Genomic DNA, 19340 nt, shown 5'->3' with positions numbered 1-19340 from the left:
CCGCGGCTCACGCCGCGCGCGCCGCGATCCGCCCGTCGACCAGCGCGTCCGGATCGAGCTGGTCGAGCGTCGTCACGACGCGATCCGCCCCCGCGGCCGCCAGCAGCGCCTCGTCGGCGAGCCGCGCCACGCCGATCGAGGTCATCCCGGCCGCCTTCGCGGCCTGCACCCCGGAGGGCGCGTCCTCGATGACGAGGCAGCGCGCCGGCGGGACCCCGAGCGCCCACGCGGCGGCCAGGAACAGGTCCGGCGCCGGCTTTCCGCGCGCCACCGCGGCGCCGCAGAGGTCGGCGTCGAACAGATCGCGCAGCGTCGCGCCCAGCGAGACCGGCGCGCGGCGGGGGTTCTGGTGCTCGACGAAGGCGTCGACGCGGATCCTGCGGAGGAGCTCGCTGGCGTTCCTGGACGACGACGCCGCCGCGAGGAGCACGCCGCGCGCCTTGAGCTCCAGGATCAGCCGCGTCGCGTCAGAGAACACGACGAACTGCCCTGCCGCGATCTTCCGGAGCAGCACCTCCTGCTTGCGCTCGGCATAGACCCCGGCGCGCTCCGCCGCGTCGGGCACGCCGAAGTAGTCGAGCGCCGCGCGCGCGCCGCTCTCGCGCGCCTTGCCGGCGACCTCGCTCTGGTAGGCGGCCGTCGTGAACCGCTCGGGCGCGTAGCGCGTCTCGGGCGCGATCGCGCGCCACTCGGTCGCCATCAGCGCCTCCAGCGCCTCCTGCCAGGCGCGCTCATGCGGCGAGTCGACCACCACCCCATCCACGTCGAAGAGGACTCCCCCGAGAGGACGCATGCCGCGGACATGGCGCCGGCGCGCCGGAACGGGAGCCCCACGGCGCCCCGACGACGCGGCGCGCGGTCGCGCCCGCCTGTGGCTCCCGCCGCTCCGCTCGGGGTGCTACCGTGTGGGCTCGTGCTGCCTGCCCGCTCCGGAGCCGCTCCCCCTGCGACGCGCCTGCCGCGCGCGCTCGTCGTCCGCGACCCGGAGCCCGAGGAGCTCCGCGCGACCATCGACTGGTCGGACTGGTACCTGGACGACGCGGACGGCATCGGCGCGTGGGGCGAGCACGACGAGATCTCCCGCCTCCTCCTGTCCTCGATCGCGCAGCTCGCGCGCGAGCGCGGCTGGACCGACCACCACGCCGGCACGGATCGGTTCTTCGCCTGGGTGCGCGAGGAGCCGCTCGTGCGCGTCTCGCCGGACGTCTACCTCCTCGATCACCGCCCCGCGCCGCCGCTGCCCAAGCAGTGGCAGACCTGGCTGCCCGGCCACCGGCCCCCGCGCTTCGCCCTGGAGATCGTGGCGACCGACTGGCAGAAGGCCTACGAGGACGTCCCGCTCAAGTACTGCCAGCTCGGCTGCCCCGAGCTCGCGATCTTCGATCCGCTGGCCGCCACGCACCGGCCGCCGGCGGGGCGCGTGGCGCTCCAGGCCTACCGGCGCGACCCCGACGGTGCGTATGTCCGCGTGTATGCCGGCGCCGGTCGCGTGTGGAGCCCCGCGCTCGACAGCTGGCTCTGCGTGATCGGCGGCGGGGCCGAGGCCCGGCTCCGCCTCACGCGCCCCGGCGGCAAGGGCGAGCTCGTGCCCACCCAGGAGGAAGCCGCGGCGATCGAGGCCCGCGCGAGGGAGGCGGCCGAGGCGCGCGTGCGCGAGCTGGAGGCGCGCGTGCGCGAGCTGGAGCAGCTGGAGCACGGGTAACGCACGGACCCGCCGGGCGGCCGAGGTTGACGCGAGCGGCGTTCGCGCATAGCGTCGGCATGTCTCGTGCTCCTGTCACTGCCGCCAAGGCTCGCCGGCGCCATGGCGCAAGGTGATCTCTGATGCCCGGTGGAAGCCCCAAGCGACCCGAGCCCACTTTCGACGGCTGGTCGCCCCGCACCGAGGCCTCGGTGTGGCTCGGGCTCGGGCTGCTCGGCGTCGGGGTCGTGTGGTTCACGGTGCGCGCCGTCGAGATCGACAGGTCGCTCGACGTCGCGGGCCGGCAGCTCGCGAGCGCCGGGCCTCCGGACGCGCCGCCGCCGCCCGCGCCGGCTCCCGACGTGGTCGCGGAACCGCACCTCGCGCTGGCCTGGACCGTGGGAGCTCCGGGCGAGCCGGCGGAGCCGCTGGCGAGCGTGCGGCGGGCAGCCGAGGAGCAGCTCGCGCGGCGCCTCCCTCACGGGCTCCGTCGCGGGGCGGTGATCCGCGCCGTGGCCGAGGCCGCCAGGGCGCCGAACGAGCCTCGTGTTCTGGCGCTCGGCGTGCGGACGGCCGGGCAGCCGGAAGCCCGCTTCTACCGGTTCGACGGCAACGCCACGGGGCGGCTGGTCGACGAAGAAGGACGCGAGCCGGCGCCGAACCCGTGGCAGGCGCCGCTCGCCACGCTGCGTCGGACGTCGCCGTTCAACCCCAAGCGGATGCACCCCGTCTTGCACCGCGTGAGGCCGCACGAGGGCACGGACTACGGCGCGCCGTCGGGAACCCCGGTCTATGCCGCGCTCGAGGGCAGCGTCTCCTGGGTGGGGCCGCATGGTGGTCACGGCAACTGGGTCGCGATCCAGCACGACAACGGGGTCGAGACAGGCTACGCGCACCTCTCGAGGTTCGCGGCGGGCCTGAAGCGCGGGGACCACGTGGCGACCCATCAGCTCGTCGGCTACGTGGGGTCGACCGGGCGGTCGACGGGGCCGCACCTGCACTTCAGCGCGAGCCGCAAGGGCGTCTACTTCGACGCGGAGACGCTGCTCGCGATGCGCCTGCAGGAGCTCCCCGCCGATCAGCGCGACGCGTTCCGCGCCGAGAAGGGCGAGCTCGACCGCGAGCTCGACGACATCGGGGATCCGCTCCCCACCGCGCCGCGGCCCGGAGGCGGGGGCGAGCCGGCGTCGCCGGCGAACGATTCGGTGTCACAGCCGCGCGCGGCGGCGTCGGGCGCCCGGCGCCAGCGGCGGTGACCGCCGGCGAGGCCGCCCGGCGGCCTTGTCTCCCCCGCGCGTCGGCGAGCCCTATGTACGGGGACGCGTCGCTACGCGTCCGGCGAGGAGGCGCGCGGGCGCAAGCGCGCCGCAAGCCTCCGCCACCCTCGGGAGGTGCAAGCACGGATGGTCACCATGCACGTCGACCTGTTGATCCGGATCGTCACGGGCGCGGCGCTCGGGGGCGTCATCGGATACGAGCGCGATCGCCACGGCCGCCAGGTCGGGCTCCGGACGCGCTCGGTCGGCTGCTCGGGCTGCCGGTAGCACCGGAGGGGTGAGCAACGGCGCCGCCTTGCCGGTCGCCTCCCAGGTGGCGCGCAGCTTGGCGCCGCGGTCGTTCTTGCCCGCGTTCGCCTTGCACGACGCCGACTCGCGCGTTAGATACTGAACCACATGGTTCAGTATTCGAGTGCCCGCCTCGATGCTTCCTTCGCCGCGCTTTCCGACGCGACCCGGCGCGGCGTTCTGGAGCAGCTCGGACGATCCGACGCTTCGATCACGGACCTCGCCGAGAAGTTTCACATGACCCTCACGGGCATGAAGAAGCACGTCGGCGTCCTCGAGCGGGCCGGGCTCGTCACCACCGAGAAGGTCGGCCGCGTGCGTACCTGCAAGCTCGGCCCGCGCCGTCTCGACGAAGAGACGGCGTGGATCGAGAGGTACCGCCAGCTCTGGGCCGCACGCTTCGACGAGCTGGACAAGGTCATCGAGGAGCTGAAACGAAAGGAGAACGTCGATGGATGCAAGTAAAGAGAGTGAGCCCAGATTGACGAGTCATCGCACGACGGTGGAGCCGAGGTCCGATCGCGAGATCGTCGTCACACGGACCTTCGATGCCCCGGCGCGCATCGTGTTCCAGGCGTGGACCACGCCGGAGCTGTTCAGGCGGTGGTGGATACCGAAGTCGATGCCCGTGCCTCTACTTTCCTACGAAGCGGATATTCGCGCCGGCGGCAGCTACCGCCTGGTCTTTGGTCACGATGCCGCGCAGCCGATGGCGTTCTTCGGCACGTACCTCGAAGTGACACCGCATTCCCGCATCGTGTGGACGAACGACGAAGCGGGCGACGATGGCGCCGTCACGACCGTGACCCTCGAGGAAAAAGGCGGCAAGACGCTGCAGGTGCTGCACGAGCTCTATCGATCGAAGCAAGCGCGCGACGCGGCCCTGGCCTCGGGCGCGTACAGCGGGATGGGCGAGACGTTCGAGCAGCTCGATGAGCTCCTCGTCACGCTGGGTACGACCGCGCGATCGTCCTGAAGCCCAGAAAGTGTCACCTAGGCTCCCGGTCTGAAGTGTTACCAGGCCTCCGCTCGTACATCCTGCGCAGCCCCGGACCCCTCCTGCGCAGCCCCGGAGTCCTCCTGCGCGGCGGCGCGTAAGTAAAACAAGCCCGATCGCGGCGCGATCGCGGCGCGACGAGGTGTGCGGCGCTAGCGCGCCCTGGCGGGCGTCGCGCCGTCGCGCTCTCGCAGCTCCCTGCGCGCGCGCATGTGCGCGCGCCACCGCGCGCGGAGGGCGCTCGGCTTCTCGGCGTAGCGCTCGTCGAGGAACCTGGCGCCTGTCACGCGGTCCGTGCGGAAGTGGCGGAAGTCCTGGCGGAGCTCGCACCACGCCGCGAGGAGCCGCGTCGAGTCGAGGTAGCCCACGAGCACCGGCCACACGACGCGCTCGCTCTCGCACCCCGTCTCGTCGCGGTAGCGAAGCGCGATCTTCGTGCCGGCGCGGATCGACGCCCTCACCTCGGCCAGGTCGAGCGCGTCGGGCGTCTGGACCCCCCCGACCGGCGCGCCCGTCGCCGGCTCGAACACGAAGGGCCGCAGCCGCTCGGGGACCGCCGCGGCGATCTTCGCGATGAGGTCCTGCGCCGCCCGCTGCAGGGCGACGTCCCCGCGCTGGGCGACCCACTGCGCGCCGAGGACCGCGACCTCGATCTCGTCGGGCGTCAGCATCAGCGGCGGCATGTCGAAGCCGCGATCGAGCACGTACCCCGTGCCGGCCTCGCCGCGGATCGGGACGCGCTGGGCCAGGAGGTCCGCGATGTCGCGGTAGACGGTGCGCTTCGACGTCTCGAGCTCCTCGGCGATCGCCGCCGCCGTGATGGGCGCCCGCTGCCGGCGCAGGATCTGCAGGATCTGGAACAGGCGATCGGCGCGTCGCACGGGGATGCTGGCACCAGGTTGTCAGCAGGGCGGGGCTACATCAAGCGCAGTCCACGGCGGACCCCTGGCAGCTCGGAGTTCGCGGGGAAGCGGCGGCGCGCGCCGGGCCTGAGGCGCGAAGAGAGCCCGCCGCGGTGCGCCCGCGTGGATCCGCCTGCGTGCCTCAGGACGCCTCGTGTGCACCATGCGTACCACCCCTCGCGCGCCGCGGCGTGCTCTCCCCGCGCTTGCCCATGGCCGCCGTGATCGGCCCTGCCGAGGCCCTGCTTGCCGTCCGCGGCGTGCTCCTCCTTGTCCTGGCCATCTCGCTCCCGGAGATCCACCGCGGCCACCCATTGCCGGCAAGGTCTTGCCCGCCGGCAAGGAGTTGCTGACCTATCGGGCGCGTGCACACGAGCCCGGCGGGGTGAACTGCGCCAGCGCCCCGAGAGGCCCCTGGCACGATCGCTGCGATGGCTGCCCCGCGTCGCATCGATGAAATTGCTCGCCGATCCTGCCGGAGAGCGGGCCCTGCAACGTTGGGTAAACACGCAGGAGCAATGGAGATTCACATGAAGCTCGTTCGTTTTGCCTTCCTCGCGTCCGTGATGGCCTCCGCCGTGGCTTGCGCCGCTTCGACCGACAGCTCGGGCTCCCTCGAGGAGAGCGTGGGCGTGGACGATGTGGACAGCGAGCGCGAGGTGGCCGAAGCGTCGTTCGCGCTCGGCGTGGCCACCAGGGTCGTCGGCGATACCGCCTGCCCCACCGGCTATAGCCTGGCCACGCCGGCCGAGGCGCTCGCGAACCAGGCGGCCGTCTGCAGCGAGCTGGGCACCTGGGACATCGCGCGGCTCTCGGGCGGAGGGTCGATGGATGGCCCCGGCTACGGCTGCGGGATCCGCAGCACCGATACCCGCAGCCTCGGCCACTCGGTCTGCAAGCAGGCCGTGCAGTTCACGAGGGGGATCGGCGACGGCGTTTGCCCGAGCGGCTACACGGTCGCAAACTCGATGGTGGCGCGGGCGAATCAGTCGTCCATCTGCAGCACGCTGGGCACGTGGGACATCGCGCGGCTCGCGGGCGGAGGGTCGATGGATGGCCCCGGCTACGGCTGCGGGATCCGCGACGCCGACAGCCGCTCTCTCGGGAACACGGTCTGCGTGCAGCTCGATTTCGTGAGGCCAGTCGGCGACAAGCCGTGCCCGGCGGGCTCGGCCCTCATCTCGCCGCAGGAGGCGCGGGCGCGGCAGGCGGAGCTGTGCGGCAAGCTGGGCACGTGGGACATCGCGCGTCTGGACGGCGGCGGCTCGATGGACGGCCCCGGCTATGGCTGCGCGATCCGCGACTCGGATACGCGGACCCTGGGCAACGCGCTGTGCGGCGCCCTCTGAAAGGATCTCCGTAGTCCCAGCCGTCGCCGGCGCGGCTCGGGCCCGGTCTTGCGGTGGCCCTCGGTCGGGACAGCGTGCTGGAATATCGGTCGGCTCGCCGAGCGGAGGCCGCGTCGTGCTGCCATTCGTCTTCGATACCAGGCGAGGTGATCGCGCCGGGGCGAACCAATAGCCGGGGTTACGCCGCGAGCTCCTCGATTTCGGCTCGAACGGCGTGCGCCGCCAATCTGATCGAGCGCTGGCGGCGTTCGCCTTTCGATTTCAGCGGAGGTACGGGTTCAACGCCTGGAACCAGACCTCGGCCATGCGGTTATACCCTGCCTGGTTCGGGTGGAGATTGTCGGCGAAGAGGGACTGCTTGTAGTTCGGGTCGTTGGTGAACGCTGTGTACATGTCCACCAGCACGATGTGCTGCCCCTTGCTGACGCGCGTCGAAACCAGGTCGGGCATGGCCGCGTTGTAGGCCCTGATGGCGTTGTTCGTGCCGTCCGTTCTCGACGGCACGATCTGCGCGAGCACCACGAGGATGTTCGGATCACGCGTGAAAATCGAGTCGAGCAGCTTGCCCAGGCGATTCGGTGCGTCCGCAACGTTGATGTTACCGTTGATGTCGTTCGTTCCGATCATCAACGTAATGATGTTGGGCTTGTAATTCGGAATGCTGGTGCCCACGAGCTGCGCGATGCCGTTGTTGCCCTCGATCGTCCAGCCGCCGTGACCCTCGTGGTTCCTCGGGAACGTCACTCCGTCCACCGTGGGCACGCTGTAATCATTGGCGGAACCGACGAAGGTGATGTCGCGGTCCGCTTCGAGCGCGAGGTGGAACAGCGGGGCGCGGTAGCCGCCGGCGACGTTGAAACCCTGCGTGATTGAATCGCCGAAGGGCATGATCTTACAGGGGCCGCTCGCCGGGCAGGGCTGGAATGACGGGCCGCCGCCCGCGCCAGCGCTGCCCCCTGCGGCACCTCCCTCGCCCGCGGTACCTCCGACACCGTCGGATCCGCCGCCCATGCCACCCGAGCCCGCTCCGCCGGCGCCCCCGGTGCCGCCGCCGCCCGTGCCTCCTGCGCCCCCGCTGGTCGCGCTCGAGCCGGAAGTGTCGGGCGAGCCGCCGCTACCCGCCGCTGTGCCGCTGCCGCTCGTGGCCCCGGAGCTGGTCGTGCTCGCGGTTCCGCCCGTCGTCGTGCCAGGCGAGTCGGCGTCATCACTGCACGCTGCGACGAGCAGCACCACACACGCGAGGACGGCGGATGAAGAGAATTTCAGGCGGTGTACGAGCATGTGCTGCGCATAGCACGATCGCGTGCTCCACCGCGATCGTGAAGCGCAGCTTATCGAAATTGCCGTCGTCGTTGAACGATTTCATCGCGAGGGGAAGTGCGTCTGGGCGGTGGCGCTCTTCGCGGCCACGCGGCGCCCGAGCGCGAGCGGCGGTTACACAGGCGCACCTCGTATTCGGTTCTGCGCCCGACGGCCCACGCCTGGTCCGCCTCGGTCCGACCCTCCGGGCACGGCCCGGCCCAGTTTTTGCTAATGTGCTAATGCTTGCTGGTGACCGCGCGATGGACGGCTCTTGCGCGGCGGGAAGAGGCGCGTGCGCCGCGGCACCCGTCGCGCCACCTCGCTGGCATCGTCCTTTGAAGGCGGCGGTGCATCGTGGAAGCGCACGCCCATGGCGGTCTTCTCGAAAACGCCGTCGATTGCCAGCGGCGGTCTTCTCGAAAACGCCGTCGATTGACAGCGGCGGTCTTCTCGAAAACGCCGTCGATTGACAGCGTGTGAAAATGGACGTGAACGTTCAAGCTCGAGCCGAATCTCTGAGGGAACCCGACCGAGCCCGTCCGTGCGCCGGCGATGCTCGCGAGCCGCGTGGTCACGCGGGCGATCTCCTCCGCGAAGATGCGCTCCATCGCTGCGAGGACGTCGGACCTTTGTCGGTTCAGCGTGATCTCGGCCATGCCGTCACGGGTGAGCACCTCGACGCATTGCATCGCGAGATGCATCGCGCAGCGCCGCTTATGGCGCAAGATTGCGTGTCACGCGGGGTCGCTCACCGAGCCGGATCCCTTCGCCGCGGGGACGGGGACGTTCGACGCCGCGTTCCCTGCGGATGACCCGCAATCGGCCGGGACCGTCGGCTCCGCGGCGGGCTATGAAGGCTCCGAGCCAGGGGTCGAGTCCATCACGAGCGGCCGCGCCCAGGTGACGGTCGTCGGGAGCTTCCCCGACGGGACGGTGCGCGCCCTCGTGTTTGTCGTGGACCCGGAGGTCTTCGCCGCCGGAAAAGAGGGCCCGTACGACTGGCAAACGGTCATGGCGTTCGCGCTTGATTTCACGCAGTCGGAGCCGGTGCTCACGGGCTTTTTCGGCGACGGCAAGATCCACTTCGACGAGGCCTCGACGGAGTCGGGAGCGCCGGTCACGGGCTCCTTCGAGGCGACCGTCCTCGGAGGCGGTCTATTCTGACGTGATGCCGATGTTTCCGGTGGCCGCTCGCCATCGCCCGGCTTCTCCGGCGGGATGCTGACACCAGGTTGTCAGCAGGGCGGGGCTACATTAAGCGCAGTCCACGGCGCACCCACAACCGCTCGGAGATTGCACATGATCACCCTCCACTGCTTCGGCCCCATGTTCGGCTTGCCGGAGGCCAGCCCCTACGTTACCAAGACCGAGGTCCAGCTCAAGCTGCTGGGCCTGCCCTACACGAAGGAGCGCGCGCGGCCCGATCTGTCGCCGAAGGGGCAGCTCCCCTTCATCGACGACGGCGGCGCGCGCATCGCCGACTCGCACTTCATCCGCGAGCACCTCGAGAAGAAGCACGGCAAGGATCTCGACGCCGGCCTCGACGCCCGGCAGCGCGCCGAGGCGTGGGCCATCGAGCGCATGATCGAGCACCAGCTCGCCGCGGCCTCGGGCTGCGCGCGCTGGCTCATCCCGGAGAACTTCGCGAAGGGCCCGGCGAATTTCGTCAACGGCGCGCCGGAGGAGGCGCGACCGAAGCTGCGCGAGGAGCTCCTCGCGCGCGTCCGTGAGAACTTCCGCGCGATGGGCATCGGGCGGCACTCGGACGCCGAGATCGTCGAGCTCGGCGCGCGCTCGCTCTCCGCGCTCTCCGCGCTGCTCGGGGACAAGCCGTACCTGTTCGGAGCGCGCCCGGCGGGCGTCGACGCGACGGCGTTCGCGGTGCTGGCGGGCCTCCTCACGCCGTTCTTCGACTCGCCGCTGCGGCGCAGGGCCGAGGGGTTCGCGAGCCTCACCGCGTACGCCGCGCGGCTCATGAAGGAGTTCTACCCGGATCACCCGTGGGAGGCGGCGCGGCCGGGCGCCTGAGCGCCGCCGCGCCGCCGCGCCGTCGTGCGACGCGCGGCGGCGCTGCGGCCGATCGCTGCCTGTTCGGCGCTACTCCTCGGGCGCCGGCTCGGGCGCCGGCGCCGGCTCCGCGACGCCGCCGTCGACGCCGGCGCACGCGTACCCGACCGAGTCCGGGGTGGGCAGGGGCAGCGACGCCACCGGCGTCGCGAGGTCGTCGAGCGCGTTCACGAGCACGCCGCCCTGGGAGTACGAGTAGACGTAGTCCTCGATGAACAGGCCGCGTTGCACAGCGGCCCCGCCGTAATAGCACCCCGACGGCACGCTGCTGAAGAAGCCGCTGTGGTCGACCGCGCCGAGCCGGCTGAACCCGTCCTCGACATCGACGCTGAACAGCTCCAGCGTGCTCGACATCGCGCCGGTCTCCCCGTCGAAGCTCACGAGCGGGAAGGCGAGCACGCCGAGCTCGCCGTAGTACGTGAACGCCTTGTGGTTGTACTCGGCCTCGGAGTGCATGTACTCCGCCCCGTCGAGCGCCTCCTTGTGCAGGAGCGCGGGCGCCGACGCGCTCGTGACGTCGAAGATCTGGAGCGCCAGGCCGGTCACCGTGCCGTCCTCCTCGCCGTCCCTGCCGATCGTCAGGAGGTGCCCGTCGTCGAGCGGGTGCATGTACTCGCTGAAGCCGGGGATCTTGAGCTCACCCGCGACGGAGGGGGACGCCGGGTCCGCGAGATCGATCACGAACAGCGGGTCGACCCGGCGGAACGTCACGACATAGCCGCGATCCCCGACGAACCGGGTGGACTGGATGGTCTCGCCGGGGGCCAGGTCGGTGACGGCGCCGATCTGCTCGAGCTCGGTCCCTTGCGCCTCGAGGACGAACACGTTGTTGCTGGTCGTCCACCTGGGCTCCGCCGGCACTTGCGAGGTCGTCGAGACGCGGAGCTTGCCGTTGTGCTCATCGAGCGAGAACTGGTTGACGATGTGGCCGGGCACCGAGCCTGACGCGACGTACCCGGGCTGGCTCGGGTCGGCGATCAGATCGAACTTGTGCAGGTGGGTGAGGTTCGTGCCGACGAACATCTCGCCGGGCGCCGCCTGCTGCTGCCAGGAGCGCGCGGCGACGTAGAGCGCGTCGTGGCTCGCGTACACGGTGTCGGTCGCGCCGACGATCGAGGTCGACTCCGGCGCCGCGGCGAGGTCGGCGAGGTCGATCGACTCGATCTGCGTCAGGCCGTACGACGTCGTGCCGGCCTCCGGAACATAGAAGTCCGAGCAGCTCGCGTCGAGCAGCGTGACCGCCTCTCCCTGCTTCTCGAAGCGGTACGGCAGCCACGTCGAGAGCGGGGCGTCCTCGATGAGCGCCGCGTTCTCGGTGCGGAGCTGCTCGAACGCCGCGGTCCACGCCTCGGCGGTCTCGGGGTACTCGGTCAGGCCCGACGGCCAGTAGCGGAGCGCGGGGCCGTGGGCGCCGCCGGTCAGCACCGTGCGCACGTTCGGGCCGGTGCGCCGCGCCGAGCTGTAGCCTCCCTCGAAGTAGACCTCCTTGACCACGCTGGGAGCGCCGTCGGCGAGGCTCAGGACGGTGATCTTCGTGAGCGGCGCCCAGACGCCGCCCGAGCCGGGCACGTCGATGCCCGGCTCGTCGGGCGGCGTCTCATCGGCCCCGCCGCCGTCCGGAGGCGGGGGCGCCGGCGCGTCGGCGTCGGGGGGCGCGTCGGCGTCGGGGGGCGCGTCGTCCTCCGACGGCGTGTCGCCGCCGGACGGTGGCTCGGTGTTGTCCGGCGGCAGCGGCCTCGCGTCTCCGCCGTCGGCGGGGGTCCCCGGCGCGCCGCTCGGCGCGCCGGGGTCTCCTGGCGTCGGCGCGACGCCGCCGCCGCCGATCATGGTGTCGATGAGCAGGTAGTCGTAATACCCCGGCCGCGGCGTGACGCCCGCCTGCTCGTAGATCGCGGCCCCGTTGACCGACGAATAGACGACGACCTTGTCGCCTGCCACGAACATCTCGAGGGGCGAGCCCTCGATCGCGAGCGAGCTGCCCACCGCGAGCGACGACGCCGGCCACGCCGTCAGGGTGTAGAAGCTCTGGCCGTGGAGCACGTAGATGTTGTTGCCGTCGGTCTTGATGATATCCGCCTCATCGACGCCGGCGACCTGGGTGTTCGTCTCGGAGTGGGCAGGGTCGGCGCCGCTGCCGCTGTCCTCCCCTGAGGTCTCCTGGCCGGCTCCCCCGTCGTCTGCGCTGGGCGGCACCGGGGCGGGCGTGTCCGTGGGATCCTGGGCCCCTCCGGGGACGCCGACGCTGCCGTTGTCGACGCCGCCGAGGGCGCCGCGGGGGTAGCCGTACGCCGAGTAGCTCGCGATCGTGGCGTCGATCTGGGCGTTCATCTTGGCGAGCGCGTCCTGCTTCAGCAGCGCTCCGAGGTCGTCGCAGGACTGAGCCCGGTGGAGCGCCGCGCGCTGAGAGCCGACCGAGTCGACAGGCGCGGACGCCGTCTCGCATCCGGCGGCGAGGAGCCCTGTTGCCAGGAGGAGCCAGAGGGAGGAATGGGTGCGGTGGGTTCGCATGGTGCCCGCTGCGTTCGCAAGGCCCGCGCCAGCCGCCCGCTCGCTCGATTCGCCGCGCTTTGCCCGCGCGCCGCGCCTGTCGCGCCGCGGAGAGCACGACATGCAAGCACTCGCCGCAGGCCGCCTGGCACACGTGTGCCAGGCGGATGGTAGGGCTGTTGGTTTCCGTCAGTGCGGGATGACGCCGACGTTCATGGGACCCGGACAGCCCACCTTGTGGGGTGAGCGCTCTGAGCCGTGTGAGTCTGGCGCTGGATCAGAGCGGGACGGGCGCCGGAGGGATCTTGAACACGTCCCATGCGGGCGTGTGGTTGCTCGTGCCTGGATCCTGGTTCCAGAGGTAGATGGCCGGATACGTGTGCACCGTCGTTCCCTCCACGACCACGCCGGTCACGTAGAGCTGCGACGCCTTCTTGCTCGGTGTCTTCTGGAGCGTATAGCCGTCGCGCGACGACGAGAAGATGACCCAGTAATAGGTCTTGCCGTCGACGGTGGTCGCCTCGGGCGACCATTGAGGCCAGCTGTTGTGGATTCCAGGGCTCGTGACCCCGAGGCAAGCGGGCGGGTCGTTGGCCGCGAGCCGCGTCGGCGTGCCGCCGGCCGCGGGGATGACATGAATATCGGAGTCGGGATTGTAGTACATCTCCCCCGGACCAGGCGCCCTGTTGAACGCGATGAGCTCGTCGTCGGGCGCGAACGCCGGGTAGTACTCGTTGAAATTCGCCTCTGCGGCGCCGGGCAGGGGCGTGGCCGCGCCGCCTTGCCTGTTGTTGTAAGGCACGGTGTAGAGATCGCCGGCGCCTGCGGCGAGGCGCCCGTCCTTGCCGGTGTCGGTCGACACGTAGACGATGGTCTGGCCGTCGTTGCTCCAGTCCGGCATCATCGCCCCGCGCGGGTCGCCCCCGCGCTCGATGAAGCCGAAGGCGGTCCCTTCCGCGGCCGCCATCTCGGTCTTGGCCACCGTGGCGTTGGTCCCCTCGGCGTAGGTCGGCGCGGGCGATTCGAGGTCGAACCATGCGAGGCGCGCGTTCGGCATGCTGGTGTGCGACTGGCCATCCCAGACGCTGCCCTTGTCCCGGCCATAGGAGGTGATGAAGATCCGGTCTCCGGGGGAGAAATGCGCGGGCGACATCTTGGGTGGCCCGAGCCAGGCCTGGTTCATGGCCTCCGAGCCGCCGGGCGTCACATAGGCGGGGACCGCGCCCACCGAGTCCTCCTGCACGGACGCGATGGCGAGATCCCACGGCCAGTGGTCCATGAACATGACGGCCTCGCCGTCGGGCGTCGACGTGTGGCACCCGATGCACCGCGCCTTGCCGTCGCCCCTCACGTTGCCGTTCTCGTCGCGCCGGCCGCCCTGCTGCACCTGGTCGACCTTCAGCGCGTCGACGACGCCCTCCTCGCCCACGCCGAAGCCTGCCAGCCACGCGTCCGCGGGCCCTTCGCCGATCGCCGCCCAGTACACCATGCTGCCGCCGGCCGGCGCCGGCGCGATGGTGATCGGCCCGGAGGAGCCCACGAGCGGCGCGCCCGGCGCGCTCGTCGACACGGAGCGGATCGTGATGGTGATCGGCTCGCCGCGGACGTGCGCGGCCAGCTTCTCCCACATGTCCTTGGGCATCTTCCACTCTCTGTTCGTCGTGTAGACGACCAGATCGTTCTTCTCCCGGTCGGCGCGCACGCGGATCTCGAACAGGTCCTGTCCCTGCGGCGCGATCCAGCGGAACCTGGGTCGCAGCCAGTTGTTCGGGAAGAGCGCCCCGATCTCCGGCTCGGCGAGGCACGGGCCGCCTGTCCCGCCGCTGCCCGGGGCGCCGAAGAGCTCGGCCGCGTTCGCCGGCGGCGGCGTCCCGCTGTCGTCGAGCACCGGGGCCGCGGGAAAGTCCTCGCACACCTCGCAGGGAGGCGGCTCCACGGGGCCGCCGCTGCCCACGTCGAAGATGTTCCCCGTTCCGCCGCCGATGTCGTCCGGGATGCCGCCCGCGCCGCCGGTTCCCTGGGCCTGCTGCGGGGGCCGATCCGCGCTTGCCGAGCAGGCGATCGCGCAGGCAGAGCCGATCACCAGCGTCCCAATCCGTCGATGCAAGGTTCTCATCCAGGTTCCTCCGTGCGCGCGCTCGAGGCGCGGCGCTCCCGGACCAGCACACCGTGAGGTGCGGCCGTGATCTCGCGGTCGCGGCCGGCGTTGATCCCGGACGCTCGCGCGACGCGCCCGAGCCCGGGCTGACGCGATGGATGCGTGGTCACGGTGCTGCTGGTTCGTCGCGCCGGGCCTCGGGGGGTACCAGCAGCGGATCGCGAGATCGCTCAGCGCGAGGCTGCCGCCGTTGCCGTCGTTGACGACGTGAAGAAAGGTTCGAGCAGGTAGGAGGACATGGACCCTTGTTCCTGTCAAGCGTCCGGCAAGGGCACGTCGCGTGGCTTGGTTGCGTCGGTTGCGTCGGTTGCGTCGGTTGCGTCGGTTGCGTCGCGGTTTTTCTGCCGCTCCGGGGCAACTTCCCGCAGTAGGCAGTGCTAGTTTCTTCGCGTGGCATCGCCGAATCGCATCGGGTTCCCCCTTACCCCTCGGCGTTCTCCCCGCGCGCTCGTGCTCCGCGATCTGTCGCCGGAGGAGGCCGGCGCCGCGATCGACTGGTCCGGCTGGTATCTGCCCGATGACGCGGAGCGTCCTGACAAGGCCGGGCGGTCCGAGGTCGCCCGCCTGCTGCTGTCGGTGATCGCGCAGCTCGCGCGCGAGCGTGGCTGGGCCGACTGGTACGCAGGCACCGGGCACTTCTTCGCGTGGGTACGGGGCGAGCCGTTCGTGCGCGTCCTGCCGGACCTCTACGTCCTCGATCATCGCCCGTTGCCGCCCATCCCGCGGCAGTGGCAGACCTGGCTGCCGGGCCATCGTCCGCCGCGGTTCGCGCTGGAGGTGGTCGCGGGCGACTGGCGCCGTATGTACGAGGATGCGCCGGCGAAGTACTGGCAGCTCGGCTGTCCCGAGCTCCTGCTCTTCGATCCCGAGGCGGCTGCCGCCAGCGCGCCGCTCGCGGAGGAGCGGGTGCCTCTCCAGCTGTACCGGCGGGACGCGGACGGCACCTACCTGCGGGTCCACGGAAGCGGCGATCCCGTCAGGATCGAGGCGCTCGACGCGCACCTCGTCGTGCTGAAGGACGGCCCGCACCCGACGTTGCGCGTCGCGCGGAGCTCCCGCGCGACGGATCTCGTGCCGGCCGAGGAGGAAGCCCTCCGCGCCGAGGGCGAGGCGCGCGCCCTGGAGCAGCGCGCCCGCGTCGCGGAGCAGCGCGCCCGCGCCGCCGCCGAGGCGCGGGTCCGCGAGCTCGAGGCGCGGGTGCGCGACCTGGAGGCCCGCGTGACCCGGAGGTGAGCGCGGTGGCTCACGCGCCACGACGGGCGGCAGCGATCCGAGCGGCACCGGTGGCAGCGCCGGCGCCGGCGCGGGCTCAGATTCTTCAGGTGAATCCGGTGAATCCGGCGGGTGCGCGATCGTAGCACTACTGCGGGAAGTCAGACGGGGAAGCGAACCGCCATGACGCCAAGGGCGCCAAGAAACCGGGGAAATGGGAAGGAAAGATGCCGGGACGGCACGTCCTCTCTCCCCTTGGCGACCTTGGCGCCATGGCGGTTTTTCTGCCGATCCGGAGCAACTTCCCGCAGTAGTGGTAGCCGGCGATGCGACGCCGAAGAGCTCGTACGCAGCGGCCGTCGCCATGGGCCTTGTGCTGGTAGCGTTCCGTCGCCGCCGTCGAGACGCTGGTACCTCGGGTCAGAAATGCTGCCAGGGATCTGTGTCGCGAGCGGAGAGAGATTGAACGCAAAGACGCAAAAATGCACGACATGTGTTCTTTCTTTTGCGCCCTTGTGCCTTTGCGCTGAGCTCTCTCTCCGGATCCCTGATGGGCGGAACCAGGTGACACTTTCCGGGCTCCCGGGCTCACGGTCCGGGTGGCTGCCGTCGCTCACCGGGGGTGAGGATGGTTCGAGCCACAGGGGCATCCCGAGCGCCGGCGCCGTTACTGGTCGGCGGCGCCGTCGTCGTCCTCCTCCTCGTCTCCCGCGTCCTCCTCGTCGCCCGCGTCCTCCTCGTCTTCTGTGTCGTCCTCGGCCTCGGCCTCGGCCTCCGCATCCTCCGCCTCGGCATCCTTCTTCCGTCGCTTGAGCGTCGTCAGGCCGAGCGTGATCTGCTCGCGCGTGTTGAAGATGCCGCGGAACGTCGTGGCCCAGTCGTTGTACCAGAGGCGGAGCGACTGGAGCGCGGCGAGCTGCGCCTCCTTGGCCTTCGCGATCTCCGCCGGGCCCACCGCGGGCGCGGTCCTGTCCGGAGTCCGGTGCTCCTCCGCGGTGGCGATCAGCCGGCGCATCGACTCGATCTTCTTCGGCGTGAGCCCGCGCTCGCCGAGCGTCCGGTAGAGCTCCCGCGCGCCGGGCTCGGCGCTCGACGCGAGCTCGTCGATGCGGTTCAGGAACGTCTTCACCGAGTCCACCACCGCGGGGCTGAGCGGCTGCTGCGAGAGGTTCTTGAAGAATGCGGCGGTGAATCGAGCGGCGTTCTCGCGCGGGATCACCCGGGGGATGATCATCCGCATCCGCGGGAACCAGAGGTTCTCGAAGTCGTCGATCTCCTGAAGCAAGCGCATCCGCTCAACGGAGCCGCCGGCCGCGACCTCGCGTTGATCGCCCTCGGCCAGCCAGTGCTCGAAGCGGCGGTTCTTGCCGGAAGCCGTGGTGTACAGCTCCCAACCCAGATCGTGCTCCTTCTGCGTGTATCCGTGTCGCCTCGCCCGTGCGAGGTACCGCGGGACGTTGAAGAGCAAGGTGTGGACGCGGGCGAGGAAGGCCGTCGTCTCGGCGTCGAGCTCCGTCGGACTGGCGTCCTCCAGCGCCTTGTCGAGCGGCGTGAGCGCCTCGGCCTCGGTGCGCTCGGCCTTCGTTGCCTTCGGGGTTTTCGGGGACTTCGATGTCTTGGGTTTGCTCATGAGATCCTCCAGCATGGGAGGCTACACCGACGAGCGGGCTCATGTCATCCCCCGGCGCGCGGTGGTGGTCGACGTTGCCCAGAGAGAGTCCGCATGAAGGCGAGAAGACGGGAAGCAAACCATCCTCGACGGTCGAATCCCGAGCTTCGACCCCGACACCAGTGCGTTCCTCGGCGTCGTCGTCGATAGCAACAACGGCGAAAACGTCGATGACCTGTGGGGGTGCGATCGATACCGCCCTAATGCCGTCGTCTTCGGACCCGACGACAGGCTCCATGTCACAAGCTTCCGCGCGAACGGGAACGACACCGACAAGATCGTGAACGCGCTCACCGGCTACCCGCGGGTCCACGAGGTGCTCGCGCACGGTCGCCGCCGTTGCCCGACCGCGCGGCGCGAGGGACGGGCGGCCTGGCACCGCGTCGGTGCGGGCGCTGGCGTTGCCGGCGGGTCAGGCTTTGGACGACCGCGGCGGGCTCGACCGCGATGGGCGCGGTCCCGTGTGCAGGCCCCGGGGGTCTGGTGTGGTTGACGAGCGGTGCGACCTGCCGTCACGGGCGCTCGGACCGTGGCGGAGCCCGCTCCAGACTGTACTCGAGACCCCTCCGGACTGTACTCGAGACCCCTCCGGACTGTACTCGAGACCCCTCCGGACTGTACTCGAGACCCCTCCGGACTGTGCTCGAGACCCCTCCGGACTGCGCTCGAGACCCTCCGGGGCTGTGCTCGAGACCACTTCGGACTGTACTCGAGACCCCTCCGGACCGTAGTCGAGACTGAACGACCGGGAGCCCTGGTAGACTGGTCATCTGGCTGGACGTTGATGACAAGCGGGCGCTGCTTCGATGGGACCCCGGCCTTTCAGCGACGGAGAGTCGACGCCAGGGACAGAGGCCGCGAACGTGTCCATGCTTCAATGGGGTCGCCGCCTTTCAGCGGCGGAGAGACCGACACGTCGAGCTGAGCGTCCACTGCCGGATGCTTCAGTGGGGCCGCCGCCTTTCAGCGGCGGAGAGTCAGGCCTGCGATGTCGATGACCTCGATCATCTCGTCGCTTCAATGGGGCCGCCGCCTTTCAGCGGCGGAGCGGCCTCGACGTTCTCTCGGTGGATCGCCCCGCTCTGGCTTCAATGGGGCCGCCGCCTTTCAGCGGCGGAGAGCTCGTGCGGTGCGCCCCGCGGAGGAGCATGTGCCGTGCTTCAATGGGGCCGCCGCCTTTCAGCGGCGGAGAGCTGCGGGCTGGCCTGGTGACGAGCGCGGCCGATGCGGGGCTTCAATGGGGCCACCGCTTTTCAGCGGCGGAGAGCCGCTGCACGCGATGCAGTTGGCGCGCGGAGGCACTGCTTCAATGGGGCCGCCGCCTTTCAGCGGCGGAGAGCGCGACCCGAGAGGCCGCGTTCATCTCCGAGATGGTGCTTCAATGGGGCCGCCGCCTTTCAGCGGCGGAGAGCCAGGCGATGGGCATGACCGGCGTGGACGGGCTCAAGCTTCAATGGGGCCGCCGCCTTTCAGCGGCGGAGAGTGGACCGCGGAGCGAACAACAAGCGCTTCCTCGTGGTGCTTCAATGGGGCCGCCGCCTTTCAGCGGCGGAGAGTGGTCACGAAGACTACGATACATTTCGCGCACTTGCGACCCGGTTTGCGAGAGGGTCCCGATCCATTCCTCGCTCCGGGCACCGGAGGCGCTCCGCACACCCAGGTCGTCCCAAATTTCGTCGCCATTTCAAACACCTGCCAGCGTTGCGAGCGCCTCCTGGGATTTTCGTGTCACTCCCCCTCTCGCAACCGGTCTGCCGTCCCCCTTCTACACGGCACCTCCCCCCGCCGTCCAGTCCCTCGTGGGCAGCCGTCAAGCAGCCGTTCCCGGCGGCGTGAGCTCCGGCTCCTGATGGAGCACCGCGGGCGCTTCAATCAGGGCCATGGGCGCAGCCGCCTCAGTCACCACCACGGCGGCCCGCGCCCATGCTCCCCTCGCCGCATGACCTCCTGG

The 19340-nt window shown here is 70.6% G+C and carries 16 protein-coding genes and 1 CRISPR repeat array; of the genes, 9 read left to right on the top strand and 7 right to left on the bottom strand.

Annotation, left to right across the window (positions count from 1 at the left end; genetic code table 11):
• Window positions 1–7 precede the first annotated feature (7 nt).
• Window positions 8–793, bottom strand: a complete 786-nt coding sequence (locus ACSRUE_RS04135; protein WP_441289881.1) for an HAD family hydrolase — start codon at window positions 791–793, stop codon at window positions 8–10.
• 120 nt (window positions 794–913) lie between these two features.
• Here ACSRUE_RS04135 and ACSRUE_RS04130 point away from each other — a divergent pair, with 120 nt between their 5' ends.
• The 5 genes from ACSRUE_RS04130 (at window position 914) to ACSRUE_RS04110 (ending at window position 4222) form a co-directional block, all read left to right on the top strand.
• A complete protein-coding gene (locus ACSRUE_RS04130; protein ID WP_441289880.1) occupies window positions 914–1702 on the top strand; it encodes a Uma2 family endonuclease in 789 nt (262 codons plus the stop codon).
• A gap of 122 nt (window positions 1703–1824) precedes the next feature.
• The gene (locus ACSRUE_RS04125; protein WP_441289879.1) at window positions 1825–2937 is read left to right on the top strand and encodes a M23 family metallopeptidase; all 1113 of its coding nucleotides are present in this window, start codon (window positions 1825–1827) and stop codon (window positions 2935–2937) included.
• Between the two features lie 147 nt (window positions 2938–3084).
• The gene (locus tag ACSRUE_RS04120; RefSeq protein WP_441289878.1) at window positions 3085–3225 is read left to right on the top strand and encodes a hypothetical protein; all 141 of its coding nucleotides are present in this window, start codon (window positions 3085–3087) and stop codon (window positions 3223–3225) included.
• Between the two features lie 129 nt (window positions 3226–3354).
• Complete coding sequence (locus ACSRUE_RS04115; protein WP_441289877.1) at window positions 3355–3711, top strand: ArsR/SmtB family transcription factor; 357 nt, start codon at window positions 3355–3357, stop codon at window positions 3709–3711.
• Complete coding sequence (locus tag ACSRUE_RS04110; protein WP_441289876.1) at window positions 3698–4222, top strand: SRPBCC family protein; 525 nt, start codon at window positions 3698–3700, stop codon at window positions 4220–4222. Before ACSRUE_RS04115 ends, ACSRUE_RS04110 begins: the two co-directional genes overlap by 14 nt.
• A 173-nt stretch (window positions 4223–4395) precedes the next feature.
• Here the strand turns inward: ACSRUE_RS04110 and ACSRUE_RS04105 are convergent, their stop codons facing one another.
• The gene (locus ACSRUE_RS04105) at window positions 4396–5124 is read right to left on the bottom strand and encodes a helix-turn-helix transcriptional regulator (protein ID WP_441289875.1); all 729 of its coding nucleotides are present in this window, start codon (window positions 5122–5124) and stop codon (window positions 4396–4398) included.
• A 551-nt stretch (window positions 5125–5675) separates the two neighbouring features.
• On the opposite strand from ACSRUE_RS04105, the gene ACSRUE_RS04100 reads away from it, so the two are divergent.
• Window positions 5676–6494 carry a hypothetical protein gene (locus ACSRUE_RS04100; protein WP_441289874.1) on the top strand — a complete coding sequence of 273 codons (819 nt, stop codon included), beginning with the start codon at window positions 5676–5678 and terminating at the stop codon, window positions 6492–6494.
• Between the two features lie 261 nt (window positions 6495–6755).
• Here the strand turns inward: ACSRUE_RS04100 and ACSRUE_RS04095 are convergent, their stop codons facing one another.
• Together ACSRUE_RS04095 and ACSRUE_RS04090 are read right to left on the bottom strand one after the other, a co-directional pair.
• Entirely contained in the window at window positions 6756–7775 is a 1020-nt protein-coding gene (locus tag ACSRUE_RS04095) for an SGNH/GDSL hydrolase family protein (protein ID WP_441289873.1), read from the bottom strand.
• A 257-nt stretch (window positions 7776–8032) separates the two neighbouring features.
• On the bottom strand, window positions 8033–8404 hold the full coding sequence (locus ACSRUE_RS04090; protein WP_441293055.1) for a transposase: 372 nt from the start codon (window positions 8402–8404) through the stop codon (window positions 8033–8035).
• A gap of 58 nt (window positions 8405–8462) precedes the next feature.
• On the opposite strand from ACSRUE_RS04090, the gene ACSRUE_RS04085 reads away from it, so the two are divergent.
• Both ACSRUE_RS04085 and ACSRUE_RS04080 read left to right on the top strand, forming a co-directional pair.
• Window positions 8463–8960 (top strand): hypothetical protein, encoded by a 498-nt coding sequence (locus ACSRUE_RS04085; protein WP_441289872.1) that lies wholly within the window; start codon window positions 8463–8465, stop codon window positions 8958–8960.
• 135 nt (window positions 8961–9095) lie between these two features.
• Window positions 9096–9824 (top strand): glutathione S-transferase C-terminal domain-containing protein, encoded by a 729-nt coding sequence (locus ACSRUE_RS04080; protein WP_441289871.1) that lies wholly within the window; start codon window positions 9096–9098, stop codon window positions 9822–9824.
• 69 nt (window positions 9825–9893) lie between these two features.
• On the opposite strand, the gene ACSRUE_RS04075 is transcribed toward ACSRUE_RS04080, so the two are convergent.
• Both ACSRUE_RS04075 and ACSRUE_RS04070 read right to left on the bottom strand, forming a co-directional pair.
• Window positions 9894–12371, bottom strand: a complete 2478-nt coding sequence (locus ACSRUE_RS04075) for a beta-propeller domain-containing protein (RefSeq protein WP_441289870.1) — start codon at window positions 12369–12371, stop codon at window positions 9894–9896.
• Window positions 12372–12627: 256 nt separating this feature from the next.
• Window positions 12628–14466 carry a TolB family protein gene (locus ACSRUE_RS04070; protein WP_441289869.1) on the bottom strand — a complete coding sequence of 613 codons (1839 nt, stop codon included), beginning with the start codon at window positions 14464–14466 and terminating at the stop codon, window positions 12628–12630.
• A gap of 432 nt (window positions 14467–14898) precedes the next feature.
• Here ACSRUE_RS04070 and ACSRUE_RS04065 point away from each other — a divergent pair, with 432 nt between their 5' ends.
• Window positions 14899–15741, top strand: a complete 843-nt coding sequence (locus ACSRUE_RS04065) for a Uma2 family endonuclease (protein ID WP_441289868.1) — start codon at window positions 14899–14901, stop codon at window positions 15739–15741.
• A 646-nt stretch (window positions 15742–16387) separates the two neighbouring features.
• Here the strand turns inward: ACSRUE_RS04065 and ACSRUE_RS04060 are convergent.
• Window positions 16388–17350: a hypothetical protein gene (locus ACSRUE_RS04060; RefSeq protein WP_441289867.1), complete on the bottom strand. Its 963-nt coding sequence runs from the start codon at window positions 17348–17350 to the stop codon at window positions 16388–16390.
• Window positions 17351–18189: 839 nt separating this feature from the next.
• Window positions 18190–18945: a CRISPR direct-repeat array (repeat unit 36 nt; unit sequence GCTTCAATGGGGCCGCCGCCTTTCAGCGGCGGAGAG).
• Between the last annotated feature and the right edge of the window lie 395 nt (window positions 18946–19340).

Source organism: Sorangium sp. KYC3313 (genome assembly GCF_052075895.1).
GTDB lineage: Bacteria > Myxococcota_A > Polyangia > Polyangiales > Polyangiaceae > Sorangium > Sorangium cellulosum_B.
Note: the sequence above shows the minus strand (reverse complement) of the source record. Positions and strands in the feature narration are given on the sequence as shown.